Genomic DNA, 23,458 nt, shown 5'->3' on the forward strand with positions numbered 1-23,458 from the left:
ACAGGAGTTCGAGCACACTATTCCTATCAATCAGGTAGGGAAACTAGGAATCTGTGAGGCGTCCCCGTGACAACGCTGACCCCCTCCGCCTCGCCGCGTATCGTCCGGGAACTCGCCGACGACCTCGCCGTCGACGCGGACCTGCGCGACCGGGCGGGCAAGCCTCCGTTCGACGAGGTCTCGCGGCTGCGCGAGGCAGGGCTGCCCGCTCTCCTGACGCCGTCCGGCCAGGACAGTCAGGGCGGCCGGGGCAGCGACTGGCGCACGGTGTGTACGGCGGTCAGGGACATCGCGGCGGCGGACAGCTCCATCGCCGAACTCCTCGCACATCACCACGCCCTGTCGTGGAGTCCACGCCTCTTCGCCACGCCGGACGACGCCGCCGCGCTCGAACTGCGCGCCGTGCACGAGCAGTGGCTCTGGGGCGGCGACATCGATCTGCCGGACGCCCAGACGGACGCGGACCTCGCCCTCACCCCGGCCGCCGACGGGTACGTCCTGCACGGGCGGCGGCCCCTGACTTCGGGCGTGGCCGTCGCGGACCGGCTCGTCCACACGGCACGGCGTACGGACAACGGCGATTGGGTGGTCGTCCATGTGAGCCCGGCCCACCCCGGCGTATCGGCCGAACCGGCGCACGATCTGCTCGGCCAGCGGCTGAGCGGCGCGGGCGGCGTCAGCTACGACGACGTACCGCTGGCCGCGCATCAGGTGCTCGGCACGGTTCCCGTCGACGAGCACGAGATCGCACCGTTCACCTCGCTCGCGCCGCTGACCCGCCGTCTCCTGCTCGTCCAGGTCGGTCTCGGCAACGCGGAGGGCGCCCTGGGCGAGGCGCGTGACATCAGCCGCGCACTGCCGCGCCCGGCTCTGACGGCAGCACTCAGCACCGGCGGTGACTGCGGGCCGCCGCCCACAGACCCCTACCTACTGCTCGCCTACGGGGAGTTGGCGACGGCCGCGCACACCGCCGCCGCGGTGGCGGATCGCGCGGCGGAGGCGTTGGCCCAGGGGCTCAGGACGGGGCCCGCGCTCGGCGCCGACGAGCGTGCCGACATCGCGTTCCTCGTCGGAGCGGCCGAGGCGGTCACCGCCAAGGCCGCCCTGCACATCACCACCCGCGTCCTCGAACTCACCGCCGACGCGCCCTCCCCTTCGACCGACCCGGGCCTCGACAGGTTCTGGCGCAACGCCCGCGCCCTGACAGCCCACAGCTCCGCTGCACACCGCCTCCGGGACATCGGGGAGCACTACCTCAACGGGCTTCAGTAGCGGTCCGCCCCTCTCTTTCTTCCGGTCCGTACGATCTTCGGATGAACACCGGCAGCTACTACGAGCCCATCGACGAGCACCGCTACAAGCCCACCTCCCATGCCGGTGGCGCATGGGACACCGACGAACAGCACTTCAGCCCGCTCGGCGGCCTCATCGTCCACGCCATCGACCGCTACCGTGCCGCCCGGCCGGACCGCGGCCTCGTCCTGGCCCGGATCAGCTTCGACATCCTCGGGCGCCTCGCCCTCGACGAGTGCGAGATCCGGGTGGAGACCATCCGGCCGGGACGCACCATCGAACTGATCGAAGCCGTCGTACTCATGGCCGACCGTCCGGTGGTGCGAGCCCGTGCCTGGCTCCTCGCTTCCGCCGACACCAGCGCGGTCGCCGGCGGCGGCGCGGACAAGCTCACCCCACCCGAGGCGCTCGAACCCTGGCACATGGCATCCGTGTGGCCCGGCGGGTACATCGCGTCGGTGGACGTCCGCCCGCTCGCACCCCCGCAGCCGGGCCGTACGACGGCGTGGATCTCCACCCCGCTCGACCTCGTCGCCGGGCAGCCGTCGAGCCCGCTCGCGTCCTACATCGCGCTCGTCGACACCGCCAACGGCATCGCCGTACGCCAATCGCCCACCGCCTGGATGTTCCCCAACGTCGACCTCACCGTGCACCTCCACCGTCAGCCCGAAGGGAGTTGGACGGGACTCGACACCACGGTGACGTTCGGACCCACCGGCCAGGGCATCACGAGCACCGTCCTGCACGACATCTCCGGCCCCGTGGGACAGGCACAGCAGATCCTCACCGTCCGCCCCATGTAGGCCAACTCGGCCGATCGCCCCATTCACCCCGCATGTCGTGTCCACGACATCGTCACACGGTCGACCCACAACGTTCATACAGTGAAGCGCCCACCCGTGCCACTCTCCCGTTGACCCACTTGTCAACTCGCGTAGATAGCAGGTCCTGTTGGCGGGATCCGCGGCGCGCGAGCCTCCGGGAGAGGACACCCCCACATGCCCGTCCCTCACATACGTCGCTGGAAACCGCTGGCTATGACGGCCGCCGCGGTCCTCGTCGGGATCACCGTCCCGGCCGCCGCCGACGCCGCGACCACGGCCCCCACGCCTGCCGTCGCTTCCGTCGGCGCCTATGACGACACGTACTACAAGGACGCCCTCGGCAAGACCGGTCCGGAGCTCAAGAGCGCCCTGCACACGATCATCAGCGACCAGACCAAGCTGTCGTACGACCAGGTCTGGGACGCGCTCAAGGCCACCGACCAGGACCCGGCCAACAGCAGCAACGTGATCCTCCTCTACACCGGCCGCTCGCAGAGCAAGGACAGCAACGGCGGCGACCCCGACCAGTGGAACCGCGAGCACGTCTGGGCCAAGTCCCACGGCGACTTCGGCACCGCGACGGGTCCGGGCACCGACATCCACCACCTGCGCCCGGAGGATGTCTCGGTCAACAGCATCCGCGGCAACAAGGACTTCGACAACGGCGGCAGTGCCGTCGGCGAGGCGCCGGGCAACAACACCGACTCCGACTCCTTCGAGCCCCGTGACGCCGTCAAGGGGGACGTGGCCCGCATGATCCTCTACATGGCCGTGCGCTACGACGGAGAGGACAGCTTCCCCGACCTCGAGCCCAACGACAAGGTCGACAACGGCAGCGCCCCCGCCATCGGGCGTCTTTCCGTACTGAAGCAGTGGAGCGACGAGGACCCGCCGGACGCGTTCGAGAAGAACCGCAACCAGGTCATCTTCGACAAGTTCCAGCACAACCGGAACCCGTTCATCGACCACCCCGAGTGGGTCGCGTCGATCTGGTAGATCACGGTCGCCGTTGTGGCAGCGACCTTGGGCCGCTGCCACAACCGGCAACCTGGCAGAACGTCAGGACACCACGTCCCCCAGCGGCTTGCCCTCCAGATGACCGACGACGTTCTGGATCGCGGCGAGGCCGATACGGACGAGCGTCTCGCGCGTGACGCCCGCGACATGCGGGGACAGCACGACGTTCGGCGCCTTCAGCAGACGCAGGGCCGCGGTGGGCGGTTCCGGGTCGAAGACGTCGATGCCCGCCCCGGCCAGCGTGCCGGCCACCAGGGCGTCGGCGAGCGCGTCCTGGTCGATGAGCGCGCCACGCGACGTGTTGATGACGAAGGCCGTCGGCTTCAGGAGGGCGAGGCGTTCGGCGTCCAGCAGGTGGCGGGTGTCGTCCGTGAGCGGGGCGTGCAGGCTGACGTAGTCGGACGTACGGAGCAGTTCGTCGAGCTCGACGTGGCGCGCGCCGCCCAGGCGGGCTTCCGTCTCCGACGCCACCGGCCTCGGCCCCGCGTAGACGATGCTCATGTCGAACACGACCGCGCGGCGGGCGACTTCCTCGCCGATGTGACCGAGCCCGACGATGCCCAGCGTCTTGCCGGAGAGTTCGGTGATGGACTGCTGGAGGCGGGGCAGCGCCCAGTCGGCCTCGGTGAGGGCGGTGTGCGCCGGGATCAGCTGCTTGGCGAGGGCGAGCATGAGGGCGAAGGTCTGCTCGGCGACGTTCTGCTTCTCCGCGCCGCTGGAGCCGATCGAGCAGACGGAGACGGAGCGTTCGCGGGCCGCGTTCACGTCGACGTAGTCGAAGCCGTGGCTCGCGCACTGGACGACTTCCAGGTCCGGGGCCGCGGCGATGTGTTCGGCGGTGACGGGCGCGAGGCCGGTGATGATGATGTGCGCCTCGCGCAGGGCTGCCGGATCCTCGTCGGCCGACTCCACGACGGTGACGTGTGCGGACGTCGGCAGCAGCCCGGCGAGTGCGCCTCCCGCCGCCCGGCCGCCGACGTGGGGCGAGACGATGGCGAGAACCTTCTTCACGGCGGTCATGCGGTCTCCTCGATCAGGTCGTCGGGGGTGAGAGTGGCGGGTCCGGCGTGTCCGGACAGAGCAAGGGTGAGGTCGAGTTCGGCGAGCAGACAGCGGATCACGTGGTCGACGCCCGCCTGGCCGTCGAGGCCGAGCCCATAGGCGTACGGCCGTCCCACGAGCACGGCATCGGCGCCGAGTGCGAGCGCCTTGAAGATGTCGTCACCGGTACGGATGCCGCTGTCGAACAGGACGGTGAGCCGGTCGCCGACCGCCTCCACGACGCGGGGCAGGGCGTCGGCCGCCGCGACGGATCCGGCGACCTGACGGCCGCCGTGGTTGGAGACCACCACGCCGTCCATGCCCGCGTCGGCGGCGCGGCGCGCGTCATCGGGGTGCAGGATGCCCTTGAGGACGATCGGTCCTTCCCAGTTCTCGCGCAGGAACTCCAGGTCGGGCCAGGTCTTCGCGGGGTCGGCGAACATGCCGACGAAGTGCATCACGGCCGCGTTCGGGTCCTCGTGCACCGGCTTGGCCAGACCTGCCTGGAACGCGGGGTCGCTGAAGTAGTTGGCGGTGCCCACGCCGTGCAGGAAGGGCAGATACGCCTGGTCGAGGTCGCGGGGCCGCCAGGCGAGGAGCGGCGTGTCGAGCGTGACGACCAGCGCGGTGTAGCCGGAGGCCTTCGCCCGGTCCAGGAAACTCTTGGTGACGTCACGGTCCTTGGCCCAGTACAGCTGGAACCACCGCTGCGCGTCGCCCATCTCCTTGGCGACCTGCTCCATGGGGGTGCTGGAGGCCGAGGACAGGATGTACGGGACACCGCGGGCGGCGGCAGCGCGGGCGGCAGCGGACTCGCCGTCCGGGTGCATGATCGACAGGACGCCGACGGGTGCCAGGGCCAGCGGCGCGGGCAGCCGGTGGCCGAGCACCTCGACGGACAGGTCGCGTTCGTGTACGTCGCGCAACATGCGCGGCACGATCCTGCGCCGCTCGAGTGCCTCGCGGTTGGCGCGGGCGGTGCTGCCGTTGCCCGCGCTTCCCGAGACATAGCCGACAGGGCCGGGGCCGAGCCGCTGCTCGGTCAGCTCCTCGAGACGGGTCAGGTCGGTGGGCAGGCGGGGTACGGCGCCAGTCATGCCGTTGAGATAGATCTCGTACTGGAAGTCCGCCCAGTTCGGCGTCGTCGTCATGTGGTGGGTCCCGTCCGGTGGCCGTGAGGGTGCGTGGGACTGCGGGAGGCAGCGTGAAACAGCGTGAAACAGCACTGTCTACCCGACGATCCTTGCCACAGTGACAAGCCCCGTCCATGGTCGTACGCACCCTTTTCCGATGGGACTATCACCCTGTGACAAACAAGCGTGAACGCGTCCGGCAGGAACTCCTGGCCGACGACCGCCTCGTCGAGGCGGTCGTCGACGCGGTGCACGCGCGGGTTCCGGCCTACACGGCGCTCGACGGCAGCAGGTTTCCGGAGGTGCGGGCCATCGCGGCCTGGGCGAACGACCGGCTGCTCGACCACTGGGTGACGGACGGCGCGATCGACGCGGCCGACCTGCGGCGCTTCCGGGGGATCGCGGCGGCGCGGGCGGCGGACGGACGCCCCTTGCAGGCCGTCCTGCGTGCCTACCGGGTCGCGGCGGCGGTGCTCGCAGACGAAGTCGCGGCCCGTGCCCCGCAGCTGTCCGCGAAGGACGCCTTCGCCCTCGCCCAGCTGTTGCTCACCGCCATGGACACCCTGTCCGAGGAGATGACGGCGGCGTACGCGGCCACCAGTGAACGCCTCACGGGTGACCGCGACAGGTCGCTGCAACTGCTGCTCGACGACCTGATCGCGGGGCGGCACGCGTCGTTGGGCGCGCTCAGCGCGAGGGCGTCACGCCTCGGTGTCCAACTCCCGGAGCGTTACTGCCTGCTTGTGGCGGAACCGGTGGGCGGCAGAGCGCTTGACGGCGGCTCGACCGACATCTCCCTCACCACGTCGACCTCGCTGCTCGCGGCCCTCGACGGCGGCGGGACCCGCGGCACGTCCCTCGCTACGACACACGGTTCGCGTGCCGTCCTGCTCCTCCCGGCCGCGTACGCCGACGCCGTACCGGACGTCCTGCGGCGGCACGCCTGGCGGGGCTGCGTGATCTCGGGCGAGACCCTGGACCGCGTGGCCGTCGCCCACCGCCTCGCCGCGGGCGCCCTGGACACCGCTCCCCCGCACGCCCACCACGTCGACCGGGTCCTCACCGACGCCGACGCACACGTCCTCGCCCTGCTCGCGGGCCACCCCGTGGTGAGCCCCGACCAGATCGGCCGCATCGTCCTCGGCCCGCTCGTCGACCGCGCCCAACGCCACCTCCTGGAAGCCCTCACCGCGTACATCGACACCGGCTCCGCCAACGCGGCGGCCCGCGAACTCCACCTCCACCCCCAGTCCGTGCGCTACCGCCTGCGCCGCGTCCGCGACATCACGTCCCGCGATCCCCAGGACCCGTGGCAGCGTCTGACACTGGACATCGCCCGGACGATCGTGCTCGGGGGCCGGGGCGGGTGACCGTCCGCGGCCACCCGCACCGTCACCCGCACCTCACCTGCGCCGCCACTCCTCGGCGAGCAGTTCGTAGGAGCGCACCCGGTCGGCGTGGCCGTGGGTGATGGTGGTGATGAGCAGCTCGTCGGCGCCGGTGGCTTCCTGGAGCTGCTCCAGAAGGTCCGCGACGCGCCCCGGGGAGCCGGTGAACTGGGTTTCGACGCGGTCATCGACCAGCGCCCGGTCGGCGTCGGTCCAGCGGTGCCCGCGCGCCTCTTCCGGCGTGGGGAACTGGATGGCGCCCTCGGCCGTGCGGATGCTGCGGACCCACGGTCCGTAGCCCGCGGCGAGTTCGCGGGCGGTCTCGTCGTCCTCGGCGACCACGACGTCCGCGGAGACGCTGACGTAGGGCTTGTCGAGTACGTCGGACGGCTTGAACGCGGCGCGGTATCCGTCGGCGGCCTCGAGGACCGTGCCGGGACTGACGTGGTAGTTCGCCGCGAACGGCAGGCCGTTCCGCCCGGCCACGTCCGCGCTCTGGCCGCCGCTGCTGCCCAGGATCCACACCTGGATGTCGGCGCCCTCGCCGGGGACGACATGCGCTTCGATGCCGTCCCCCGATCGGTACGTACCCGCGAGGAGTGCCAGGATGTCGTCGATCTGCTCCCCGTAGTCCTGCGATGCGGCGTTCGGCTGCTGGAGCAGCTTGCGCTGGAGTGCGACGCGGGGTGAGCCGAGCAGATGCTCGTAGGAGAACCGTGCCGGGATGCGCAGTCCGTTGGGGGCACGGCCGTCGACGACGGGGGTAGCGGTGGGGGGCGGAGCGGCGGGAGTTCCGGGTGGTTTGCCGCCGGAGCGGCCAAGCCCCAGGTCGAGGCGTCCGGGGTGCAGCGCGTCGATCAGGCCGAACTCCTCGACCGTGGAGAGCGCGGTGCGGTGTCCTAGCTGTACGGCTCCTGCCCCGAGCCGGATCGTCGAGGTCGCGGCCGCGGTCAGGGCGAGGACGACCGCGGGCGAGGTGCCCGCCACGCCGGGGTTGAGGTGGTGTTCGGCGAACCAGTAGCGGGCGTACCCGAATCGCTCGGTCTGCCGGGCCAGGTCGATGGAGTTGCGCAGCGCCACGGCCGCGGTGGAGCCGGACGAGATCGGGACCAGGTCGAGGACCCCGAGAGGGATGGCTGGCATGTGTGTGATCCTCCTCAGTGGTCGGCCGACGCGGGCACGGGTGTGGGTATCGACACGGGCTCGGGGAAGGGCACCCCGGCGTCGGGGTGGGCCAGGCCGAGGTGGTCGCGCAGGGTGGTGCCCTCGTACTCCGTGCGGAACACGCCGCGCTCCTGGAGCAGCGGGACGACTCCGTCGGCGAAGGCGTCGAGGCCGCCGGGGGTGATGTGCGGGACGAGGACGAAGCCGTCGGAGACGTCGGCCTGGACGAACGAGTTGATCGTCTCGGCGACGGTGGCCGGGGAGCCCACGAAGGACTGGCGGTTGCCCGTCGCGATGACGAGGTCGCGGATGGACCACTTGTTCGCGGCCGCGAGCTCGCGCCACTCCCGCGCGGTGGTCAGCGGGTCGCCGTACATCCGGACCTGGGCACGACCGCGGGCGATGGTGTGCTCGCCGGGGTCCGGGTCGATGTCGGGCAGCGGGCCATCCGGGTCGTACCCGGAGAGGTCGCGGTTCCAGACGAACTCCAGGTGCTTGATCGCTGTGGCACCGCTGACCTGCTTGCGCCGCACCTCACGGGAGAGTTCCTCCGCCTCGGCGTCCGTGTCCCCGAGGACGAAGGTCGCGGCGGGCAGGATCAGGAGCTGGTCGTGGGTGCGGCCGTGGCGCGCCAGGCGGCCCTTGACGTCCGTGTAGAACTCCCGCCCTTCCTTGAGCGTGCTGTACCGGCCGAAGATCGCGTCCGCACCGGCGGCCGCGAACTCGCGCCCCTCCTCCGAGTCACCGGCCTGGAAGATGACAGGTCGCCCCTGAGGGCTGCGCGGAACGTTGAACTGCCCCTGGATATCGAAGTGTTGACCCTTGTGGACGAAGGCTCCGGCCTTGGCGTCCCGCAGGAAGGTGCCGGTCTCCTGGTCGGCGACGATCTCGTCCCCGCGCCAGGAGTCGAACAGTTCACCCGCCGTGCTGAGGAATTCCTTCGCCCTGGAGTACCGCTCCTCCTGCGGGAGGAATCCGCCGCGGCGGAAGTTCTCGCCGGTGAAGGCGTCCCAGGAGGTCACGACGTTCCACGCGGCGCGCCCGGCCGAGAGGTGGTCGAGGCTGGCGAACTGTCGGGCCACCTCGTAAGGCTCGTTGAAAGTCGAGTTGATGGTGCCGGTCAGGCCGATGCGCTCGGTGACGGCGGCGAGCGCGGTGAGGACGGCGAAGGTGTCGGGGCGCCCTACAACGTCCAAGTCGTAGATTTCTCCGCCCTGTTCGCGCAGGCGCAACCCTTCAGCGAGGAACAGGAAGTCGAACTTGGCGCGCTCGGCGGTCCGCGCGAAATGCGCGAAAGAGCTGAACTCGATGTGGCTTCCGGCCTCCGGGTCGCTCCATACGGTGGTGTTGTTGACGCCGGGGAAGTGCGCCGCGAGGTGAATCTGCTTGAGCGGCTTGTCCGGTGACTTGCTCATGTCGGGGTTCCCTCCGGCTCAGGCGGTGGCTGTGGTGGCGGCAGTTGCGGCATAGCGGCTGGCAGGGCGGGCGAGGCCGAGCAGACCGCGCAGGGTGTCGGCTTCGTACACATGCCGGAAGGCGCCACGGCGCTGGAGTTCGGGCACCAGGCCCCGGGTGATCGCCGGCAGGTCGTGGCCGATGACGGCGGGCCGCAGCCGGAATCCGGTGAGACCGGACTCCTGCAACTCGAGGAGCAGGTCCGCCAGTTGGGCGGGCGTGCCGGTGAAGACCTGCGCGTCGCTGGTGTACGGGTGCCCGGCGATGGCGTCCAGACGTTCGCGGCGGGCGATGGCATCGGCCGGGTCGTCGTCGAGGAACACCACCAGGTCGCCGAAGAGGTGCAGGGGTTCGTCGGTCCGCCCGGCGGCGTCCTGTTCGGCGCGGACCGCTGTGACGACGGTGCGTGCGTGCCCCGCGTCGCGCGGAGTGACATATCCGATGTCGGCGGAGCGGCCCAGGAGCCTGAACGGTGCGCCGCTCGCATTCTCGTGAGCGAGCGCGCTGACGACGGGCCTGCCCTGTGGCGGCCGGGGTGTGATCGAAGGGCCCTTGACGCTGAAGTGCTCGCCCTCGAAGTCGATGTAGTGCAGCTTCTCGCGGTCGATGAAGCGGCCGGTGGCGACGTCCCGGATCTCCGCGTCGTCCTCCCAGCTGTCCCAGAGCCGGCGCACGGCTTCGACGTGGTCGGCCGCCTCGTCGAAGAGGTCGATGGTCAACTCCCGTACGGCCGGTGTGTCCAGGTCCTCGAAGCGGAAGGCCGGAATGGTGCGGCGCCCGAAGTGCGCGGCCTCGTTCCGGCGTGCCGAAACCTGCACCCGTACACCGGCACGGCCCGTGCTCACGTAGTCGAGCGTGGCGATCGCCTTGGATATGTGGAAGGGCTCGGTGTGCGTGGCCACCACGGTCGGCACGAGGCCGATGTGGCTGGTCAGCGGGGCGACGCGGGCGGCGATGAGGACGGCGTCGAGCCGCCCTCGTACCTGATCCGTGCGTTCGTCGGGTTCGGTGAAGTGCGAGGACTGGAGCCCGAGCGCGTCCTCGATCGTCACGAAGTCGAGCAGGCCGCGTTCGGCCTCGGCCACCAGGTCGGCCCAGTACCGGGCGGTGAGCAACTCACCGGGACGGGCCACCGGTTCGCGCCAGGCAGCCGGGTGCCAGCCCGCGCCGTCGAGCGCGACGGCGAGGTGCAACGGGGCGGGTGAAGACGCGGAGGAAGCGGAGGAACCAGAGGAAGCGGAGAAATGGGGCAGCGAAGGTGATGACGACACGAAAGGAGTGCCTTCCTGATCGACCGTACGAGAACACCGGCCCCTCGGCTCCGAGGGTGCGGCGGCAGGGTGACGGGTCAGGAACGACAGAGCGCGCCGGCGACACGCTGCAGGTCTATGTGCGGCCGGGAGTACAGGTGCACCTGATGGCTCGGGGCGATCACCATGACGCGCGGGGCAGACACGGGCGGCATAGGCAGGAAGGGCGTCACGACTGACACGGGGAGGGACGGCACAACCGACACAGGTGGCACGTCCGTCACCTCCGACCTTCCTGCCCGGTGGGCCCTGAGCCTCGCCGGTCTCGCGCTTGCGAGGCCCTGGGCACACTCGTAACGCCTGCTCGGGACGTTACGTGAGGTCGTAGCGGTGCGCAATGCCCGTGGATCATGGGCGTCATCACATCGCCGTATGCGTCTCGCCGTCCGTCTCCGATGGGAACAACCGCGGGGCTACCCGTTCTGTTCCGCTTCCTCGGCGCCTTCTACCCCAGCTTCGACAGATCGACGGTGTCGGCCATCTCTCTCATGCCGTCCGCGTTGGGATGCACGCCGTCCCCGCTGTTGTAGGCGGGCAACAGGCGGTGCGGGTCGGCGGGATCGCGCAGTGCCTCGTCGAAGTCGATGACGCTGTCGAAGGCTCCGCCGGTGCGGATCCATTCGTTGGCCTGCTCACGGATCGCCTCGGCCGACGGCTTCAGCTTGCCGTTGGGGGTGATGGTGCCGCCGTGGACAGCGATGCCCATCGCGTGCGCCCGCTGGGCCAACGCCGCGAGCCCGGCGATGAGTTGGTCGGCGGTCAGCTTCGATCCGGGGCGGACGCCCGCATCGGCGCCGAGGTCGTTGGTGCCGAGCAGCACGATCATGTCGCTCGCGGCGGGCTGCGTCAGGACGTCGCGGGTGAAGCGGTTCTCCGCGTTGAGGCCGAGGTTGACCCTGCCGTTCGATGCCGTTCCGGCGTCGGTGAGCAGGCGATTGCCGCCGATACCGTCGTTGACGACGGAGAACCGCTTGCCGTGCGCGTCCCCTGCGAGGCGGCGGCCGAGGATGTCGGGCCAGCGCAGATTGGCGTCGTCCGGGGTGGCGCCGCCCTCGGTGATGGAGTCGCCGAAGGCCACGACGGTGCGCCGGGCGGTGGCACTGGAGACGTCCACGCCTTGGAGGTAGTACGAGGACGTGGTGCGGTCCGGGTACGCGGCGCCGTCCTCGTCGGCGGTCCAGTCGCCGGGAGTGGAGAGGTAGCTGGTCTGCTTCGCCCAGCCGTGCCAGGTCGCCGGGCCCGTGGCCGTGGGCAGGTAGAGGTCGACCATGAGGTCGCTGTCAGCGGGCACCGGCAGCGACACCGGGTCACTGATCAGGTCGGCGCCGGGCGGCAGAGTGGCCGACTCCACCCCGGAGAAGCGGACTTGATGCCGGGTTCCGGGGACGGTGGCCGCGCCCTGGGCCCGCCGCGCCACGCTCATCGCTCCGATGTCCAGGGGTCGGGTGCCGTACGCGTTGGACACCCGCAGCCGGACCCGGTCACCGCCCGCCGACACCCGGACGACCTGACGGAGGGTCCGGTCGCTGAACCCCTCCGCCGACGGCCCCGTGGTGCCGGCAGGCGTGAGCGCGGTGGCCCAGCCGCCCACCCAGTGGTGCGGGCTGGAGGGTTGCGCCGCTGGTGAGGCGGTTGCCGGGTGGCCTTGGAGGCCGGTGAGGGCGGGAGCGGCGAACAGTGCGGCGAGCAGTACGGCGAAGGCAGGGCGCGATCTCCCACGCACGGAAGATCTCCAACACACGGAAGCCATAGAAGACATAGAAGACATAGAGCCTCCAGTCATGTATGTGCATGAAATTCTGGTACGCGAATCGATGTCACCTCCGGCATAGTGCAGCCATCCGGACGGATTCGATAGACCCGCGACGCACATACATCCGATGAACTGCCGTCACGCACCGCATGGTTGAGAGCCGCCGCGAGCGGCCGCGGGGCAACAGCACCGCGGCCGCCCGGAGTTCACCAGATCCTGACGCGCTCCGCGGGGGCGAGCCAGAGGCCGTCGCCGTCCGCCGTCGCGAACGCCTCGTGGAACTCGTCGAGGTTGCGGACGATGTTCGCCCGGAACTCGGGCGGCGAGTGCGGGTCGATGGTGAGGTACTGCTGCTCCTGCTCCTTGCGGCGCTTGGTGCGCCAGCAGTAGGCCCAGTTCATGAAGAGCCGCTGGGAGCCGGTCTCGCCATCGCTCGCGGGCACCGGACCGCTCGCGGGCACCGGCTCGCCCGCGAGTGCGATGCGGTACGCCGTGTGCCCGATCGTCAGGCCGCCGAGGTCGCCGATGTTCTCGCCGACGGTCAGCGAGCCGTTGACGGACTCACCGGGGAGGTTGCGGGGCGAGAAGCCGTCGTACTGCTTGACCAGCGCCTTCGACTTCGCCTCGAACGCGGTCTTGTCGGCCGCCGTCCACCAGTCGTTGAGGTTGCCCGCGCCGTCGTACTGCGCGCCCTGGTCGTCGAAGCCGTGGCCGATCTCGTGGCCGATGACCGAACCGATGCCGCCGTAGTTCTCGGCGGGGTCGGCGTCGGGCGAGAAGAACGGCTTCTGCAGGATGCCCGCGGGGAAGCAGATCTCGTTGGTGCCCGGGTTGTAGTACGCGTTGACCGTCTGCGGCGTCATGAACCACTCGTCGCGGTCGACCGGGGCCCCGATCTTGGCGAGCTGCCGGTCGGACTCGAAGGCCGCCGCCGCGTGCGCGTTGCCGAGCAGATCATCGGTCGAGACCTGGAGGGCCGAGTAGTCGCGGAAGGTGTCCGGGTAGGCGATCTTCGGACGGAACGTGGCGAGCTTCTCGTACGCGCGCTCCTTCGTCTCGTCCGTCATCCAGTCGAGGCGGGCGATCGACTGCCGGTAGGCCTCGAGGAGGTTGGCGACGAGGTCGTCCATCATCGCCTTGGAGCTCGGCGGGAAGTGCCGTGCGACGTACTCCTTGCCGACGGCCTCGCCCATGGCCCCCTCCACGTGCGCGACGGCACGCTTCCAGCGGGCGCGGAGCTCCGGGGTGCCGTTGAGGGTGCGGCCGTAGAACTCGAAGTTGTTCTGGACGAACGCGTCGGTGAGGTAGGGCGCGCACGAGCGGAGCACCCGGGTCAGCGTCCAGTCCCGCCACTGCTCGATCGGGACCTCGGCGAGGGTCTCGGACAGGTGGGTGAGGTAGGACGGCTGGCGTACGCAGGTCTCCGCGATGGTGGCGTCCGAGCCGCCGAGCCCCTCGGCGTAGCCACGCCAGTCGAACTCCGGGGCGAGCGCGGTCAGTTCGTCCAGGGTCTTGAGGTTGTAGGTCTTCTGTACGTCGCGTGTCTCGGCCCGCTCCCAGTGGCCGGCGGCCAGCCTGGTCTCCAGCGCGAGGACGGCCTGCGCGGCGGTCTCCGGGGAAGCGTGCTGCCCGAGCCTGAGCAGCTCGGTGAGGTGGGCGACGTACTTCTCGCGGATCTCGGCGAACTTCTCGTCGCGGTAGTACGACTCGTCGGGCAGGCCGAGCCCGCCCTGGAGGATGTTGAAGAGGTAGCGGTCGGAGTCGCGGTCGTCCGAGTCGATGTAGGAACCGAAGAGGCCGGAGCCGCCGATCCGCTCGAAGCGGCCGAGGAACGCGGCGAGGTCCTTGCGGTCGCGCAGCCCCGTGACGGCGTCGATCAAGGGCTGTGCGGGAGCGAGGCCGTGGGCGGCGATCGCCTCCTCGTCCATGAAGGCGGCGTACAGCGTGGCGATCTTGTGCGCGTCATCCGGTTCGGCGCCGGACGACGCGGCCGAGGCGGCCGACGCAAGGTCCTGGATGATCACCTTCACTTGTTCCTCGGCAGTGTCGACCAACTGCACAAAGGGGCCCCAACTGGAGCGATCCTCGGGGATCGCCTCGGTCTCCAGCCAGTGACCGTTGACGTGGCCGAACAGGTCGTCCTGCGGCCGGATCTCAGGGTTCATGCCCGCGCGGGCGTCATCCAGCATGCTCATTCACGCACCCTACGCGGACACCGGGCCCGAGCACGATCGGCTTCCGAACGCCGGCCCGACCGCGCCCCCGCGACGTATCCCCGCCCCGCAGTTGCCCAGCCCACCGTCCGTCCCCAATTGCCGCCACGGAACGGCCAGTTGGTATGGACATGACCGCCGAGCCACTTCTATGCTCCGCCTGAACTCGTCGTGAGAGCGCTCTCATCACTGAGCGCCCTGTTCCTCCCCACCCCGTAGGAACGACAGAAAGGGCACCACCATGAGACGCAGAACCGGAGTCCGAGTAGCCCTCTCCTCCTTGCTCCTGGCCGGCACCTGGGCGAGCGCCGCGCTCGTCCCCACCGCGAGCGCCGCCCCAGCTCCCACCGCACCCACCGCTCCTCCTGCCTCCGCGGCCATGCTCACCGCACTCCAGGACGACCTCGGGCTCACGGAGAGCCAGGCGCGCGCCCGCCTCGCCTCCGAGAAGACCGCGACCCACGTCGACCGCGCCGCACAGCGCACCGCCGGGTCGACGTACGGCGGCTCCTGGTACGACACCGCCACCGGCAAGCTGACCGTCGCGACCACCAGCGCACGCAAGACCGACGCCCTGCGCGAGACCGGCGCCGCCGTGCGCGTGGTCCGCCACAGCGCGAAAGAACTCGAAGCCACGAAGAAGCAGATCGACGCCCTGTCCGCGCCATCCGGTGTCAGCAGCTGGCACGTGGCGCCGCGGAGCAACCGGGTCGTGCTGAACGTCGTCGCCGCTCAGCAGGACGACAACGATGTCCAACGGTTCGTGGACCGCGCACGGCGGGCGGGCCCCGTCCAGGTCGAGACGGTGGCCGGTGCGCCGAGCACCTTCGCCGCGGGGACCGTGGGCGGCGACCCCTTCTACACCGGCAACGTCCGCTGCTCCATCGGCTTCTCGGTGCACGGAGGGTTCGTCACCGCGGGCCACTGCGGGCAGGCGGGGGCCGGGGTACGAGGGTGGGACAACTCGAACATCGGCAGCTTCCAGGGCTCTTCGTTCCCCGACAACGACTACGCGTACGTCAGCGTGGGCAACGGCTGGTGGACCGTCCCGGTGGTCCTCGGCTGGGGCACCGTCTCCGACCAGCTGGTCCGCGGTTCGGCGGAGGCCCCCGTCGGAGCCTCGATCTGCCGCTCCGGCTCCACCACGCACTGGCACTGCGGCACCGTCCTGGCCAAGAACGAGACCGTGAACTACAGCCAGGGCGCCGTCCACCAGATGACCAAGACCAGCGTCTGCGCCGAGCCCGGCGACTCCGGCGGCTCATTCATCAGCGGCGATCAGGCCCAGGGCGTCACATCGGGCGGCTGGGGCAACTGCGGCAGCGGCGGCGAGACCTGGCACCAGCCGATCAACGAGATCCTTTCGCGCTACGGGCTGACCCTGCACACCGCCTGACGGCAACCGCGCCGGGCCCGCGGGAGGGTCCGGCGCGTACGCCCGTGCGGTGAGTCCTGGCGGCTGGATGGCCCTAACAGGGTTCGCGGGCAGCTCCCGTGAGGAAGGACTGCGGCTGCCACTGCCAGGAACGACTGCTCCCGGAACCGCGCGTTCGGGGACGAACGGAGAACCGCGATGACAACAAGGTTGGCCGGGGCCCGACGCCGCACCCGCATCGGCACGACACTCCTGGCCACGGTCGCCGTGGGCGCGCTCACCATGGGCGCCGCACACGGCGGCGCCCCGGCGGACGACAGCGCGGCACCACGCGGCCGGTCACCGTTCACCGGCCTGGCGGCGGACCGGAACCCGGTACTCGCGGTGAAGTTCGACAACGCGCGCATGGCACGCCCGCACACCGGTCTCAACCAGGCCGACATCGTGTACGTGGAGAAGGTCGAGGGCGGGATGAGCAGGCTGATGGGGGTGTACTCCAGCCGCCTGCCCCGGTACGTCGGGCCGGTGCGCAGCGCCCGGGAGTCCGACATCGAACTGCTGCGGCAGTTCGGCCGCCCGGCACTGGCCTACTCGGGGGTGCGCAGCTCGCTGAACAAGGTGCTCAAGAGGTCGCCGCTGTACGCCCGCCCGCACGGCAGCCTCCCCGGCGCCTACTTCCGCAGCGGCGGCCGCCCCGCCCCGCACAACCTCTTCGTACGCCCCAGGTCCGTGCTGCGCTCTGCCCCGAAAGCCGACCGCCCCACCGACATCGGCTTCCGCTTCGGCCCGGCTCCAGCCGGCGGCTCCCCCACCAAGATGCGGACCGTCCGCTACGCCTCGGCCAGCCACACCTTCAGCTGGTCGCCCCGGGAGCACCGCTGGCTCGCGTCCTTCGACGGGGCACCGGCCCGCAGCACTTCGGGAGCGCGCCTCGGCGCCAGGACGATCGTCATCCAGTACGTGGACATGCCCCCGTCGCGCTTCAAGGACGTCAACGGCGCGGCGACACCGTACATCAAGACGGTCGGCAGCGGCAGGGCGACCGTCCTGCGCAACGGAAAGGCGTACAAGACCCGCTGGAAGCGCCCGAGCGCGGGCAGCGGCACGTCCTTCACACGCCCCAACGGCACACGGATGCCCTTCGCTCGCGGCCAGGTCTGGATGGTCTACGCGGACCGCTGAGCCGCCCCCTCAACAGGCGTCAGCCCGGTGACCGTGATCGGTCACCGGGCTGACGGGGGTACTCCTCACGGAGCGTCAGGGACTCAGCCGCGTACGGACTCGAGCTCCCGGTCCTTGTCCTCGTCGTCCTGGTCGTCTCGGCGTGCCGTCGGGAAGTCGCCGAGCTGCTTGTGCAGCTTCTCGCCCTCCACATCGACGTTCGGGAGCAGCCAGTTGAGCCACTTCGGCAGCCACCACGCCGACTTGCCCAGGAGGGCGAGCACGGCGGGAACGATCGCCATACGGACGACGAACGCGTCGAACAGGACGGCGATGGCCAGGCCGAAGCCCATCATCTTGATCATGTCGTCGTTCTCCATGATGAAGCCGGAGAAGACGCTGATCATGATGACCGCCGCCGCGGCGACGACCCGTCCGCCGTGTGTGAAGCCGGTGACGACGGCCTCGCCGGCGCGTGCCCCGTGGACGTACGCCTCACGCATCCGCGTCACGAGGAAGACCTCGTAGTCCATCGCGAGACCGAAGACCACGCCGATCATGAAGATCGGCATCATGCTCATGATCGGGCCCGGCTGGTCCACTCCGACGATGTCGGCGAGCCAGCCCCACTGGAAGACCGCGACGACGGCGCCGAGCGCGGCGGCCACCGAGAGCAGGAAGCCGAGCGCCGCCTTGAGCGGCACGAGGACCGAGCGGAAGACCAGCATCAGGAGCAGGAAGGCCAGGCCGACGACGAGTCCCAGGTAGGGCAGGAGCGCGTCGTCCAGGGTCTGCGAGAAGTCGATGGTCATGGCGGTCGCGCCGGTGACCAGGACCTCCGAGCCCGTCTTGTCGCCGAGACCGTCGACCGTGGAGCGGATCTCCTTGACGACGCCCTCGGTCTTGTGGTCGCTCGGCCCGGTCTTCGGTACGACGTTGAAGATCGCGGTGTCGTCGGACTTGTTGCCGTTGGCCGGTGTGACGGCGGCGACGCCGTCGATCTTGGCGATCTCCTTGCCGACCGTGCCGGCCGCGGCAGCCGCGCCCTTGTCCTTGTCCGTGTCGACCGTGACCATCAGCGGGCCGTTGAAGCCCGCGCCGAAGGACTCGGACAGCATGTCGTACGCCTTGCGCTGCGTGGTGTCCGGCGCCGATGTGCCCTCGTCGGGGAGGCCGAGCTCCAGGCTGGTGGCCGGTACGGCGACCGCGCCGAGGCCGACCACGGCGAACAGCAGGACCGGCAGCGGGCGGCGCAGCACGAAGCGTGCCCAGCGCGTACCCAGCTTCGGCTTGGCGTTCGGGTCCTGGAGTGCGCCCGCGGGCTTCTTGCGGTCCTTGCGGCGCAGCACCTTCTTGCCCGCGAAGCCGAGCAGCGCGGGGATCATGGTCAGCGCGATCAGTACGGCGATCGCGACGGTGCCCGCCGCGGCGAGGCCCATCTTGGTGAGGATCGGGATGTTGACGATCGCCAGGCCGGAGAGCGCGACGATGACGGTGAGTCCGGCGAACACCACGGCGGATCCGGCGGTGCCGGTGGCGCGGCCCGCCGCGTCCTCCGGTTCGCGGCCGTCGGCGATCTCCGCTCGGAAGCGGGAGACGATGAAGAGGGCGTAGTCGATGCCGACCGCCAGGCCGATCATCATCGCCAGCGTCGAGGTGGTGGCGGAGAGGTCGAGGACGCTGCCGAGTGCCGCGATGCCCGAGACGCCGATGCCCACACCGATGATGGCGGTGAGGAGCGGCATTCCCGCGGCGACCATCGAGCCGAAGGTGATGATCAGGACGACCGCGGAGACCGCGATGCCGATGAGTTCGGCGGAGCCGCCCATCTCCTGCTCGGCCATGACGGCGTCGCCGCCGGTCTCGATGGTGTAGCCCGTCTTACGGGCGTCGTCCGTGGTCTTGGTCAGCGCGTCGCGCGCCTTGTCGGTGAGCTCTTGGGCGTTGACCTTGTACGTGACGGACGCGTACGCCGTGGTGCCGTCCTTGCTGACGGCGTCGGCCTTGAAGGGGTCGGCGACCTCGGAGACCTGCGGGCCTGTGCCCAGGGTCTTGACCAGCTTCTCGACGTCGGCCTTGGGGCCGGACTCGGTCAGCTTCTTGCCTTCAGGGGCGCGGATGACGACTCGGGCGGTGGCGCCCTCGGCGCTGGCCGCGGGGAACTTCTCGTCGAGGAGGTCGAAGGCCTTCTGCGACTCCGTCCCCGGCATGGAGAAGGAGTCTTCGGGCGGTGCGGGTGCCGCCGACGACGCGAAGCCGACGCCGGCCAGCAGCACCACCCACATCAGTGCCACATAGCGGCGTCGCCGGAAGGCGAGGCGGCCCAGTTTGTAGAGGAACGTAGCCACGGCGAAGGGACTCCTGTCGGTTTTGGCAGGCAGGGTGACACCCCCCGCGGCACGATCAGCGCACGTCAGGGCGGTCAGCAGGTTTCCTCTCAATAGTCCAGGCTCTGACCGCGCCGGAAGTCAGACTCAGAGCCGGACTATCGGCCCACGGACGCTGTAGTGCCGTGCACGCTCGGTCATCCTCGGGTAGGAGATGTGGTGAGCGTGTGTAGACCCCACATCGCGACCCCGATCACCGGAGGCTTTGCCTCCGCAGTTCTGGACACCTGTTCCCCCCACACCAACTCGCCCTCATAACACCCCAATAGGAGAGATAAGGTGTCCAGTCAGCCCTCAGATACTTGTCATCACCATCCAGGAGAACCTTCGTGACCCTTGCCATCGCGCCGTCTGAAGCAGTCCCGTCGTCGGAAAAGCCCGACCCGGTGGCCCAGGACGCCCGTGCGTTCGGCGTCTACGCGCGGACCGGCGGCTGGACCTTCGCCCTGAAGGTCGCGCGCAGCGTGCGACCCGGCGGGCAGGGCGCCGACGAGACGCCGAAGGTCTCGGCGAAGGAGTTCAGTGAGCTTGCCGGCTGCTCGGCCGAGCGCGTCATGCGCTACTACAAGGCTTGGGACAAGGCTGCCGACGACGGCCTTGTACCCCACTTCGAGGCGCTCACGCCCGGCGTGGACATCGAACTTCCGGACTCCGATGCCTGGTTGACGTACTACGCGGCGCGCTCCAGCGCCCTCTCGCCCCGCGGCAACGCGATCACGGAGGCCGCCGAGGCCGAGGGCATCCGCCCCACCAAGGCCCTGGAGGTCGCGGAGAACCCCACCGCGCTGCGGGCCGCGATCCTCGCCGACCCCGGCACCGCCGAGGCCGCGCGGCGCGCCCTGATGGACCGGCTCGACGACGACCCGGCGCTGCGCACCGAGCTGGTCCGCGACATCGTCCGGGCTGACGACCTCAAGAAGGCGGTGGCGGCCGAGGCGAAGGCGGGCGACCGCGTCGACTACGTACGCCAGATCGTCGACAAGGGGCAGGTCAAGACTCCGGCGGGCCAGCTGATCGACGCGCCCGCCGAGCTGAAGGAGGAGGCCGAGCGGCATCTGTCCCTCATCGACGAGCTCGACGACGGCGAGGACTCCGGCGAGTGGGCGCGTGAGGCGTACGACACGGTGAAGGACCTGGTCGCCCAGACCGTCCAGAGCGATCCGAAACTGCGGGTGCAGGAGCGCCGCGCGAAGTTCTACAGCAGCCTGCAGAAGGCGACGAAGGTCTTCGAGGAGCTGACGTTCGACGACGCCGCCGACGTCGACGACATCTACGAGGACGACATGCTGCGGCGCCTCGAGGAGCTGCAGCAGTCGATCGCCACGTGCATCACGGCACTCCAGGCGGCCACGGCCACCGCTCCTCCGGCGCGGCCCGGCAGCTGACGCCGGGCTACCCCACCCTCCCCGTACGTCCCGATGATGACCATGGCCCCGCCCGTAGCCCTGGAGTCGTACGGCAGGACCCATACGCGGAGGGACTCGCCGCACCCCACCTTGCTCGTAGCTTTTTGATCAACGTACGGAGACCGGCGTACGGAGTTGATCGAAAGGTCATGGATCTATGCACGGCAAGGCATTCGCGCCCGAATACCAGGGCGAGTTGGGCTCGGCACTCGGGGTGAACTCCTCCTACGAGGAGGTGCTCACGGCGGCGGGCAGCGCCCTCTCCCAGGCGGACACCGCCCTGGAGAGGGCGCGCGCCGCACTCGCCCTGGCCGAGGCCAACCGGCGGCTCGGCCAGGTGGACGACGCACGCGCCGCCTGGCGGCAGAGCTACCGCAGCGCACGCACCGCGGGGGACGCGGGCGCCATGGCGTGGGCGCTGTGGAGCGGCGGCACACTCGCCCGGCAGTGCGGGGAGCTGCGGCTGGCCCGGCGGCTGCTCACCTGGGGGGTCGATCTCGCCGACGGCAGCGGCGAGCGGCTCGTACACGGTTACGCGCTGGCCGGGCTCGCGGAGACGGGCCGCATCCAGGGGGACTACGCGGCGGTGGCAGCCCTCCACGAGCAGCTGCTGGAACAAGGCCGGGCGCACGGGGAGGCGCGGCACATAGTGTGGGCGATGTCCGGCATCGCCCAGATGCGGCGGAACACCGGCGACTACGCCGAGGCCCTCGAGCTCTTCACCGAGTGCGTCCGGATCTCGGCCGAGGCCCAGGACGCGCGGGGGCGTGCCTGGTCGCTGCGTGGGGTGGCCGATGTCCTGTCGCTGCGCGGCGACGCGGAGCGGGCGCTCGCGCTGCTCTCGGAGGCGGAGGTCATCTGCCGCGCCATGGATCTGGCGAGCGCGCTCGCGTACAACCACAAGATGCGCGGCAATGTCCTCTACCGGGACGGGAGTTACGACGCGGCCCGCGAGATGTACACCATCTCCCTGGAGGAGTTCAGCGCCATGCGGGAGCCGCGTGGCGTGGCGCTTTCCCGGCTCGGCCTGGTCAAATCGCGCGCCCGGCTCGGGCGTGAGAGGGACGAGACGCTGACCGAACTCGCCGAGCTCGAAGGGGACTTCGCGCGCATCGGGCTGCCGCAGGCGCGGGAGATGGTCGGCGCGTTCCGGGACGAGATCGCCACGGAGCTGAGCATGACGTGACGCGCGGCGGTCACTCGGTCCGCGTCATGCGCAGTGGTCACCCATCCTGCGAGATCCGGATCCCGACCGTCCCGCTCGCGCCGCGCCGGAGCTTGCTGCCGAGCAGGGTGAGGCGGCCGACCAGACCGTACTTGCGCGCGATGAGGGTGCGGTAGCGGGCGGTCGTCGCGGCGTCGCAGATCTCGGCGGTGGCGGGAATCTGGTCGCCCGTCGGGTTGCCCCGGACATCGCAGGGGCCGATCAGGACGTCGGCGCAATTGCGGATCCGCTTGACCTTCCAGGAGTCCGAGACCGTCCAGATGCCGAGCGCGGCACCGTCCTCGACGACCCAGACGGGGCTCGGGACGGGAGTGCCGTTCTTTCGGTAGCTGGTCACGAGCAGGTACTTCCCCGCGCCGAGCCGTGCCTGCGCCACATCGTCCACTTCGCCGCTCCAGAGGTCTTTCTGATTCAGATTCAAACAGCATTCTGGCAGGGCAGCCGGTCGACGTACCGTCGTCGACCGGCTGCCCTGCCAGATCAAGACCCCGAAAGCATGGGCCGCCCTGCGATCAGGCGCCCCATGTGCCCTGGTTGACCGCGCAGTTCCAGCCGGAGCCGTGCACGGCGAACTTCACCTTGTACGACCTGGTGTTCAGCAAGCGCGTCTTGACCCTGACCCCGAGGCTGGCCTTGCCCTTGAGGCTCTTGTCGTAGACGGAGACGGTCTTCGTGGTCTTGTGGCTGACCTTGCCGCCCTTCGCCTTCGCCGAGCCGAAGCGGACGTTCTTGACGTTGGTGACGGTGAAGGTGACCTTCTTGAAGCTCTTGGTGCTCTTGTTCTTGAGACCGAAGTAAAGGCCGTCCCCCTTCACCCAGCCGCCCGCACCGATGTAGAACCGCGAGGTGTAGACGATGTCGATCGGGCAGCCCGCGCTCTGCGTTCCGGCGGCCGACGCCTTGGGCGCCTTCGGCGCGTCCACCGCGGATGCGGACCCGGCGAAGCCGAGCTGAGCGGCGGTGATGGCCCCTGCCGTGGCCAGGACTGCGGCGGTCGTGCGCGTGCGGTTCATTTTGTTATGCCTCTCCCCCTGCGACCCTCGTGGGCCGCCCTGTCGCGATGATGCGATGCGTTCACACAGGTCGGTCCGGCCCCTGTGCCGCCCGTATTTTTAGCAGGCGGAGGGACACGGTGGGCAGCCGGTCGTCAGACCGCGGCGCACCGTGACAGAAGCGGGACAATCGCCCGGCCGCCTCGCGGGTCTCTTCCGACGTGATCAGATCGATCAGGAATCGAGAAGCGCGGGCACACGGCCGCGGCTAGCGTGACCGCCATGGACTTGGTTGGCCGCACAGGCGGTCACGCCCGACAG

General features: G+C 70.1%; 19 protein-coding genes. 8 read left to right on the forward strand and 11 right to left on the reverse strand.

Annotated features, from left to right (window positions below):
* Positions 1-66 precede the first annotated feature (66 nt).
* The 3 genes from ACGFSB_RS32435 to ACGFSB_RS32445 all read left to right on the forward strand — a co-directional run bounded on the left by ACGFSB_RS32435 (position 67) and on the right by ACGFSB_RS32445 (position 3,113).
* Positions 67-1,272, forward strand: coding sequence for an acyl-CoA dehydrogenase (locus ACGFSB_RS32435; RefSeq protein ID WP_393406685.1), 1,206 nt, complete (start codon positions 67-69; stop codon positions 1,270-1,272).
* A gap of 41 nt (positions 1,273-1,313) precedes the next feature.
* Entirely contained in the window at positions 1,314-2,096 is a 783-nt protein-coding gene (locus tag ACGFSB_RS32440) for a thioesterase family protein (protein ID WP_393406687.1), read from the forward strand.
* Positions 2,097-2,291: 195 nt separating this feature from the next.
* The gene (locus tag ACGFSB_RS32445) at positions 2,292-3,113 is read left to right on the forward strand and encodes an endonuclease I family protein (protein ID WP_393406689.1); all 822 of its coding nucleotides are present in this window, start codon (positions 2,292-2,294) and stop codon (positions 3,111-3,113) included.
* Between the two features lie 63 nt (positions 3,114-3,176).
* Here the strand turns inward: ACGFSB_RS32445 and ACGFSB_RS32450 are convergent, their stop codons facing one another.
* The gene (locus ACGFSB_RS32450; RefSeq protein ID WP_393406692.1) at positions 3,177-4,154 is read right to left on the reverse strand and encodes a 2-hydroxyacid dehydrogenase; all 978 of its coding nucleotides are present in this window, start codon (positions 4,152-4,154) and stop codon (positions 3,177-3,179) included.
* Entirely contained in the window at positions 4,151-5,326 is a 1,176-nt protein-coding gene (locus ACGFSB_RS32455; RefSeq protein ID WP_393406694.1) for a lactate 2-monooxygenase, read from the reverse strand. Before ACGFSB_RS32455 ends, ACGFSB_RS32450 begins: the two co-directional genes overlap by 4 nt.
* 155 nt (positions 5,327-5,481) lie before the next feature.
* Between ACGFSB_RS32455 and ACGFSB_RS32460 the strand changes: the two genes are divergently transcribed.
* Complete coding sequence (locus ACGFSB_RS32460; RefSeq protein ID WP_393406696.1) at positions 5,482-6,678, forward strand: PucR family transcriptional regulator; 1,197 nt, start codon at positions 5,482-5,484, stop codon at positions 6,676-6,678.
* Between the two features lie 33 nt (positions 6,679-6,711).
* Here ACGFSB_RS32460 and ACGFSB_RS32465 read toward each other — a convergent pair whose 3' ends face one another.
* From ACGFSB_RS32465 to ACGFSB_RS32490, 6 genes are all read right to left on the reverse strand, one after another.
* Entirely contained in the window at positions 6,712-7,839 is a 1,128-nt protein-coding gene (locus ACGFSB_RS32465) for an LLM class flavin-dependent oxidoreductase (protein WP_393406698.1), read from the reverse strand.
* Positions 7,840-7,853: 14 nt separating this feature from the next.
* Positions 7,854-9,275, reverse strand: coding sequence for an NtaA/DmoA family FMN-dependent monooxygenase (locus ACGFSB_RS32470; protein WP_393406700.1), 1,422 nt, complete (start codon positions 9,273-9,275; stop codon positions 7,854-7,856).
* An 18-nt stretch (positions 9,276-9,293) separates the two neighbouring features.
* Complete coding sequence (locus ACGFSB_RS32475) at positions 9,294-10,508, reverse strand: LLM class flavin-dependent oxidoreductase (protein ID WP_393406703.1); 1,215 nt, start codon at positions 10,506-10,508, stop codon at positions 9,294-9,296.
* 155 nt (positions 10,509-10,663) lie between these two features.
* Positions 10,664-10,780: a putative leader peptide gene (locus ACGFSB_RS32480; protein WP_393406705.1), complete on the reverse strand. Its 117-nt coding sequence runs from the start codon at positions 10,778-10,780 to the stop codon at positions 10,664-10,666.
* 290 nt (positions 10,781-11,070) lie between these two features.
* Positions 11,071-12,348: an SGNH/GDSL hydrolase family protein gene (locus tag ACGFSB_RS32485; protein WP_393406707.1), complete on the reverse strand. Its 1,278-nt coding sequence runs from the start codon at positions 12,346-12,348 to the stop codon at positions 11,071-11,073.
* A gap of 236 nt (positions 12,349-12,584) precedes the next feature.
* Positions 12,585-14,573 (reverse strand): M13 family metallopeptidase, encoded by a 1,989-nt coding sequence (locus tag ACGFSB_RS32490; RefSeq protein ID WP_393406709.1) that lies wholly within the window; start codon positions 14,571-14,573, stop codon positions 12,585-12,587.
* 259 nt (positions 14,574-14,832) lie between these two features.
* Between ACGFSB_RS32490 and ACGFSB_RS32495 the strand changes: the two genes are divergently transcribed.
* Positions 14,833-15,987, forward strand: coding sequence for a S1 family peptidase (locus ACGFSB_RS32495; RefSeq protein WP_393406712.1), 1,155 nt, complete (start codon positions 14,833-14,835; stop codon positions 15,985-15,987).
* Positions 15,988-16,164: 177 nt separating this feature from the next.
* On the forward strand, positions 16,165-17,148 hold the full coding sequence (locus tag ACGFSB_RS32500) for a DUF3048 domain-containing protein (protein WP_393406714.1): 984 nt from the start codon (positions 16,165-16,167) through the stop codon (positions 17,146-17,148).
* Positions 17,149-17,231: 83 nt separating this feature from the next.
* On the opposite strand, the gene ACGFSB_RS32505 is transcribed toward ACGFSB_RS32500, so the two are convergent.
* Positions 17,232-19,475, reverse strand: a complete 2,244-nt coding sequence (locus ACGFSB_RS32505; protein ID WP_393406717.1) for an MMPL family transporter — start codon at positions 19,473-19,475, stop codon at positions 17,232-17,234.
* 368 nt (positions 19,476-19,843) lie between these two features.
* Here ACGFSB_RS32505 and ACGFSB_RS32510 point away from each other — a divergent pair, with 368 nt between their 5' ends.
* Both ACGFSB_RS32510 and ACGFSB_RS32515 read left to right on the forward strand, forming a co-directional pair.
* Positions 19,844-20,899: a hypothetical protein gene (locus tag ACGFSB_RS32510; protein WP_393406720.1), complete on the forward strand. Its 1,056-nt coding sequence runs from the start codon at positions 19,844-19,846 to the stop codon at positions 20,897-20,899.
* A 178-nt stretch (positions 20,900-21,077) separates the two neighbouring features.
* Entirely contained in the window at positions 21,078-22,106 is a 1,029-nt protein-coding gene (locus ACGFSB_RS32515; protein WP_393406722.1) for a tetratricopeptide repeat protein, read from the forward strand.
* 37 nt (positions 22,107-22,143) lie between these two features.
* Here ACGFSB_RS32515 and ACGFSB_RS32520 read toward each other — a convergent pair whose 3' ends face one another.
* Together ACGFSB_RS32520 and ACGFSB_RS32525 are read right to left on the reverse strand one after the other, a co-directional pair.
* Complete coding sequence (locus ACGFSB_RS32520) at positions 22,144-22,530, reverse strand: PPOX class F420-dependent oxidoreductase (protein ID WP_393406724.1); 387 nt, start codon at positions 22,528-22,530, stop codon at positions 22,144-22,146.
* Positions 22,531-22,657: 127 nt separating this feature from the next.
* Entirely contained in the window at positions 22,658-23,158 is a 501-nt protein-coding gene (locus ACGFSB_RS32525; protein ID WP_393406726.1) for a hypothetical protein, read from the reverse strand.
* Between the last annotated feature and the right edge of the window lie 300 nt (positions 23,159-23,458).

This window comes from Streptomyces sp. NPDC048441 (assembly GCF_043200235.1).
Lineage (GTDB): Bacteria > Actinomycetota > Actinomycetes > Streptomycetales > Streptomycetaceae > Streptomyces.

Coding starts and splice junctions, on each gene's coding strand:
- ACGFSB_RS32440 (WP_393406687.1), top strand. CDS start 1,314: ATGAACACCGGCAGCTACTACGAGCCCATCGACGAGCACCGCTACAAG.
- ACGFSB_RS32445 (WP_393406689.1), top strand. CDS start 2,292: ATGCCCGTCCCTCACATACGTCGCTGGAAACCGCTGGCTATGACGGCC.
- ACGFSB_RS32450 (WP_393406692.1), bottom strand. CDS start 4,154: ATGACCGCCGTGAAGAAGGTTCTCGCCATCGTCTCGCCCCACGTCGGC.
- ACGFSB_RS32455 (WP_393406694.1), bottom strand. CDS start 5,326: ATGACGACGACGCCGAACTGGGCGGACTTCCAGTACGAGATCTATCTC.
- ACGFSB_RS32465 (WP_393406698.1), bottom strand. CDS start 7,839: ATGCCAGCCATCCCTCTCGGGGTCCTCGACCTGGTCCCGATCTCGTCC.
- ACGFSB_RS32470 (WP_393406700.1), bottom strand. CDS start 9,275: ATGAGCAAGTCACCGGACAAGCCGCTCAAGCAGATTCACCTCGCGGCG.
- ACGFSB_RS32480 (WP_393406705.1), bottom strand. CDS start 10,780: ATGCCGCCCGTGTCTGCCCCGCGCGTCATGGTGATCGCCCCGAGCCAT.
- ACGFSB_RS32490 (WP_393406709.1), bottom strand. CDS start 14,573: ATGAGCATGCTGGATGACGCCCGCGCGGGCATGAACCCTGAGATCCGG.
- ACGFSB_RS32495 (WP_393406712.1), top strand. CDS start 14,833: ATGAGACGCAGAACCGGAGTCCGAGTAGCCCTCTCCTCCTTGCTCCTG.
- ACGFSB_RS32500 (WP_393406714.1), top strand. CDS start 16,165: ATGACAACAAGGTTGGCCGGGGCCCGACGCCGCACCCGCATCGGCACG.
- ACGFSB_RS32515 (WP_393406722.1), top strand. CDS start 21,078: ATGCACGGCAAGGCATTCGCGCCCGAATACCAGGGCGAGTTGGGCTCG.
- ACGFSB_RS32525 (WP_393406726.1), bottom strand. CDS start 23,158: ATGAACCGCACGCGCACGACCGCCGCAGTCCTGGCCACGGCAGGGGCC.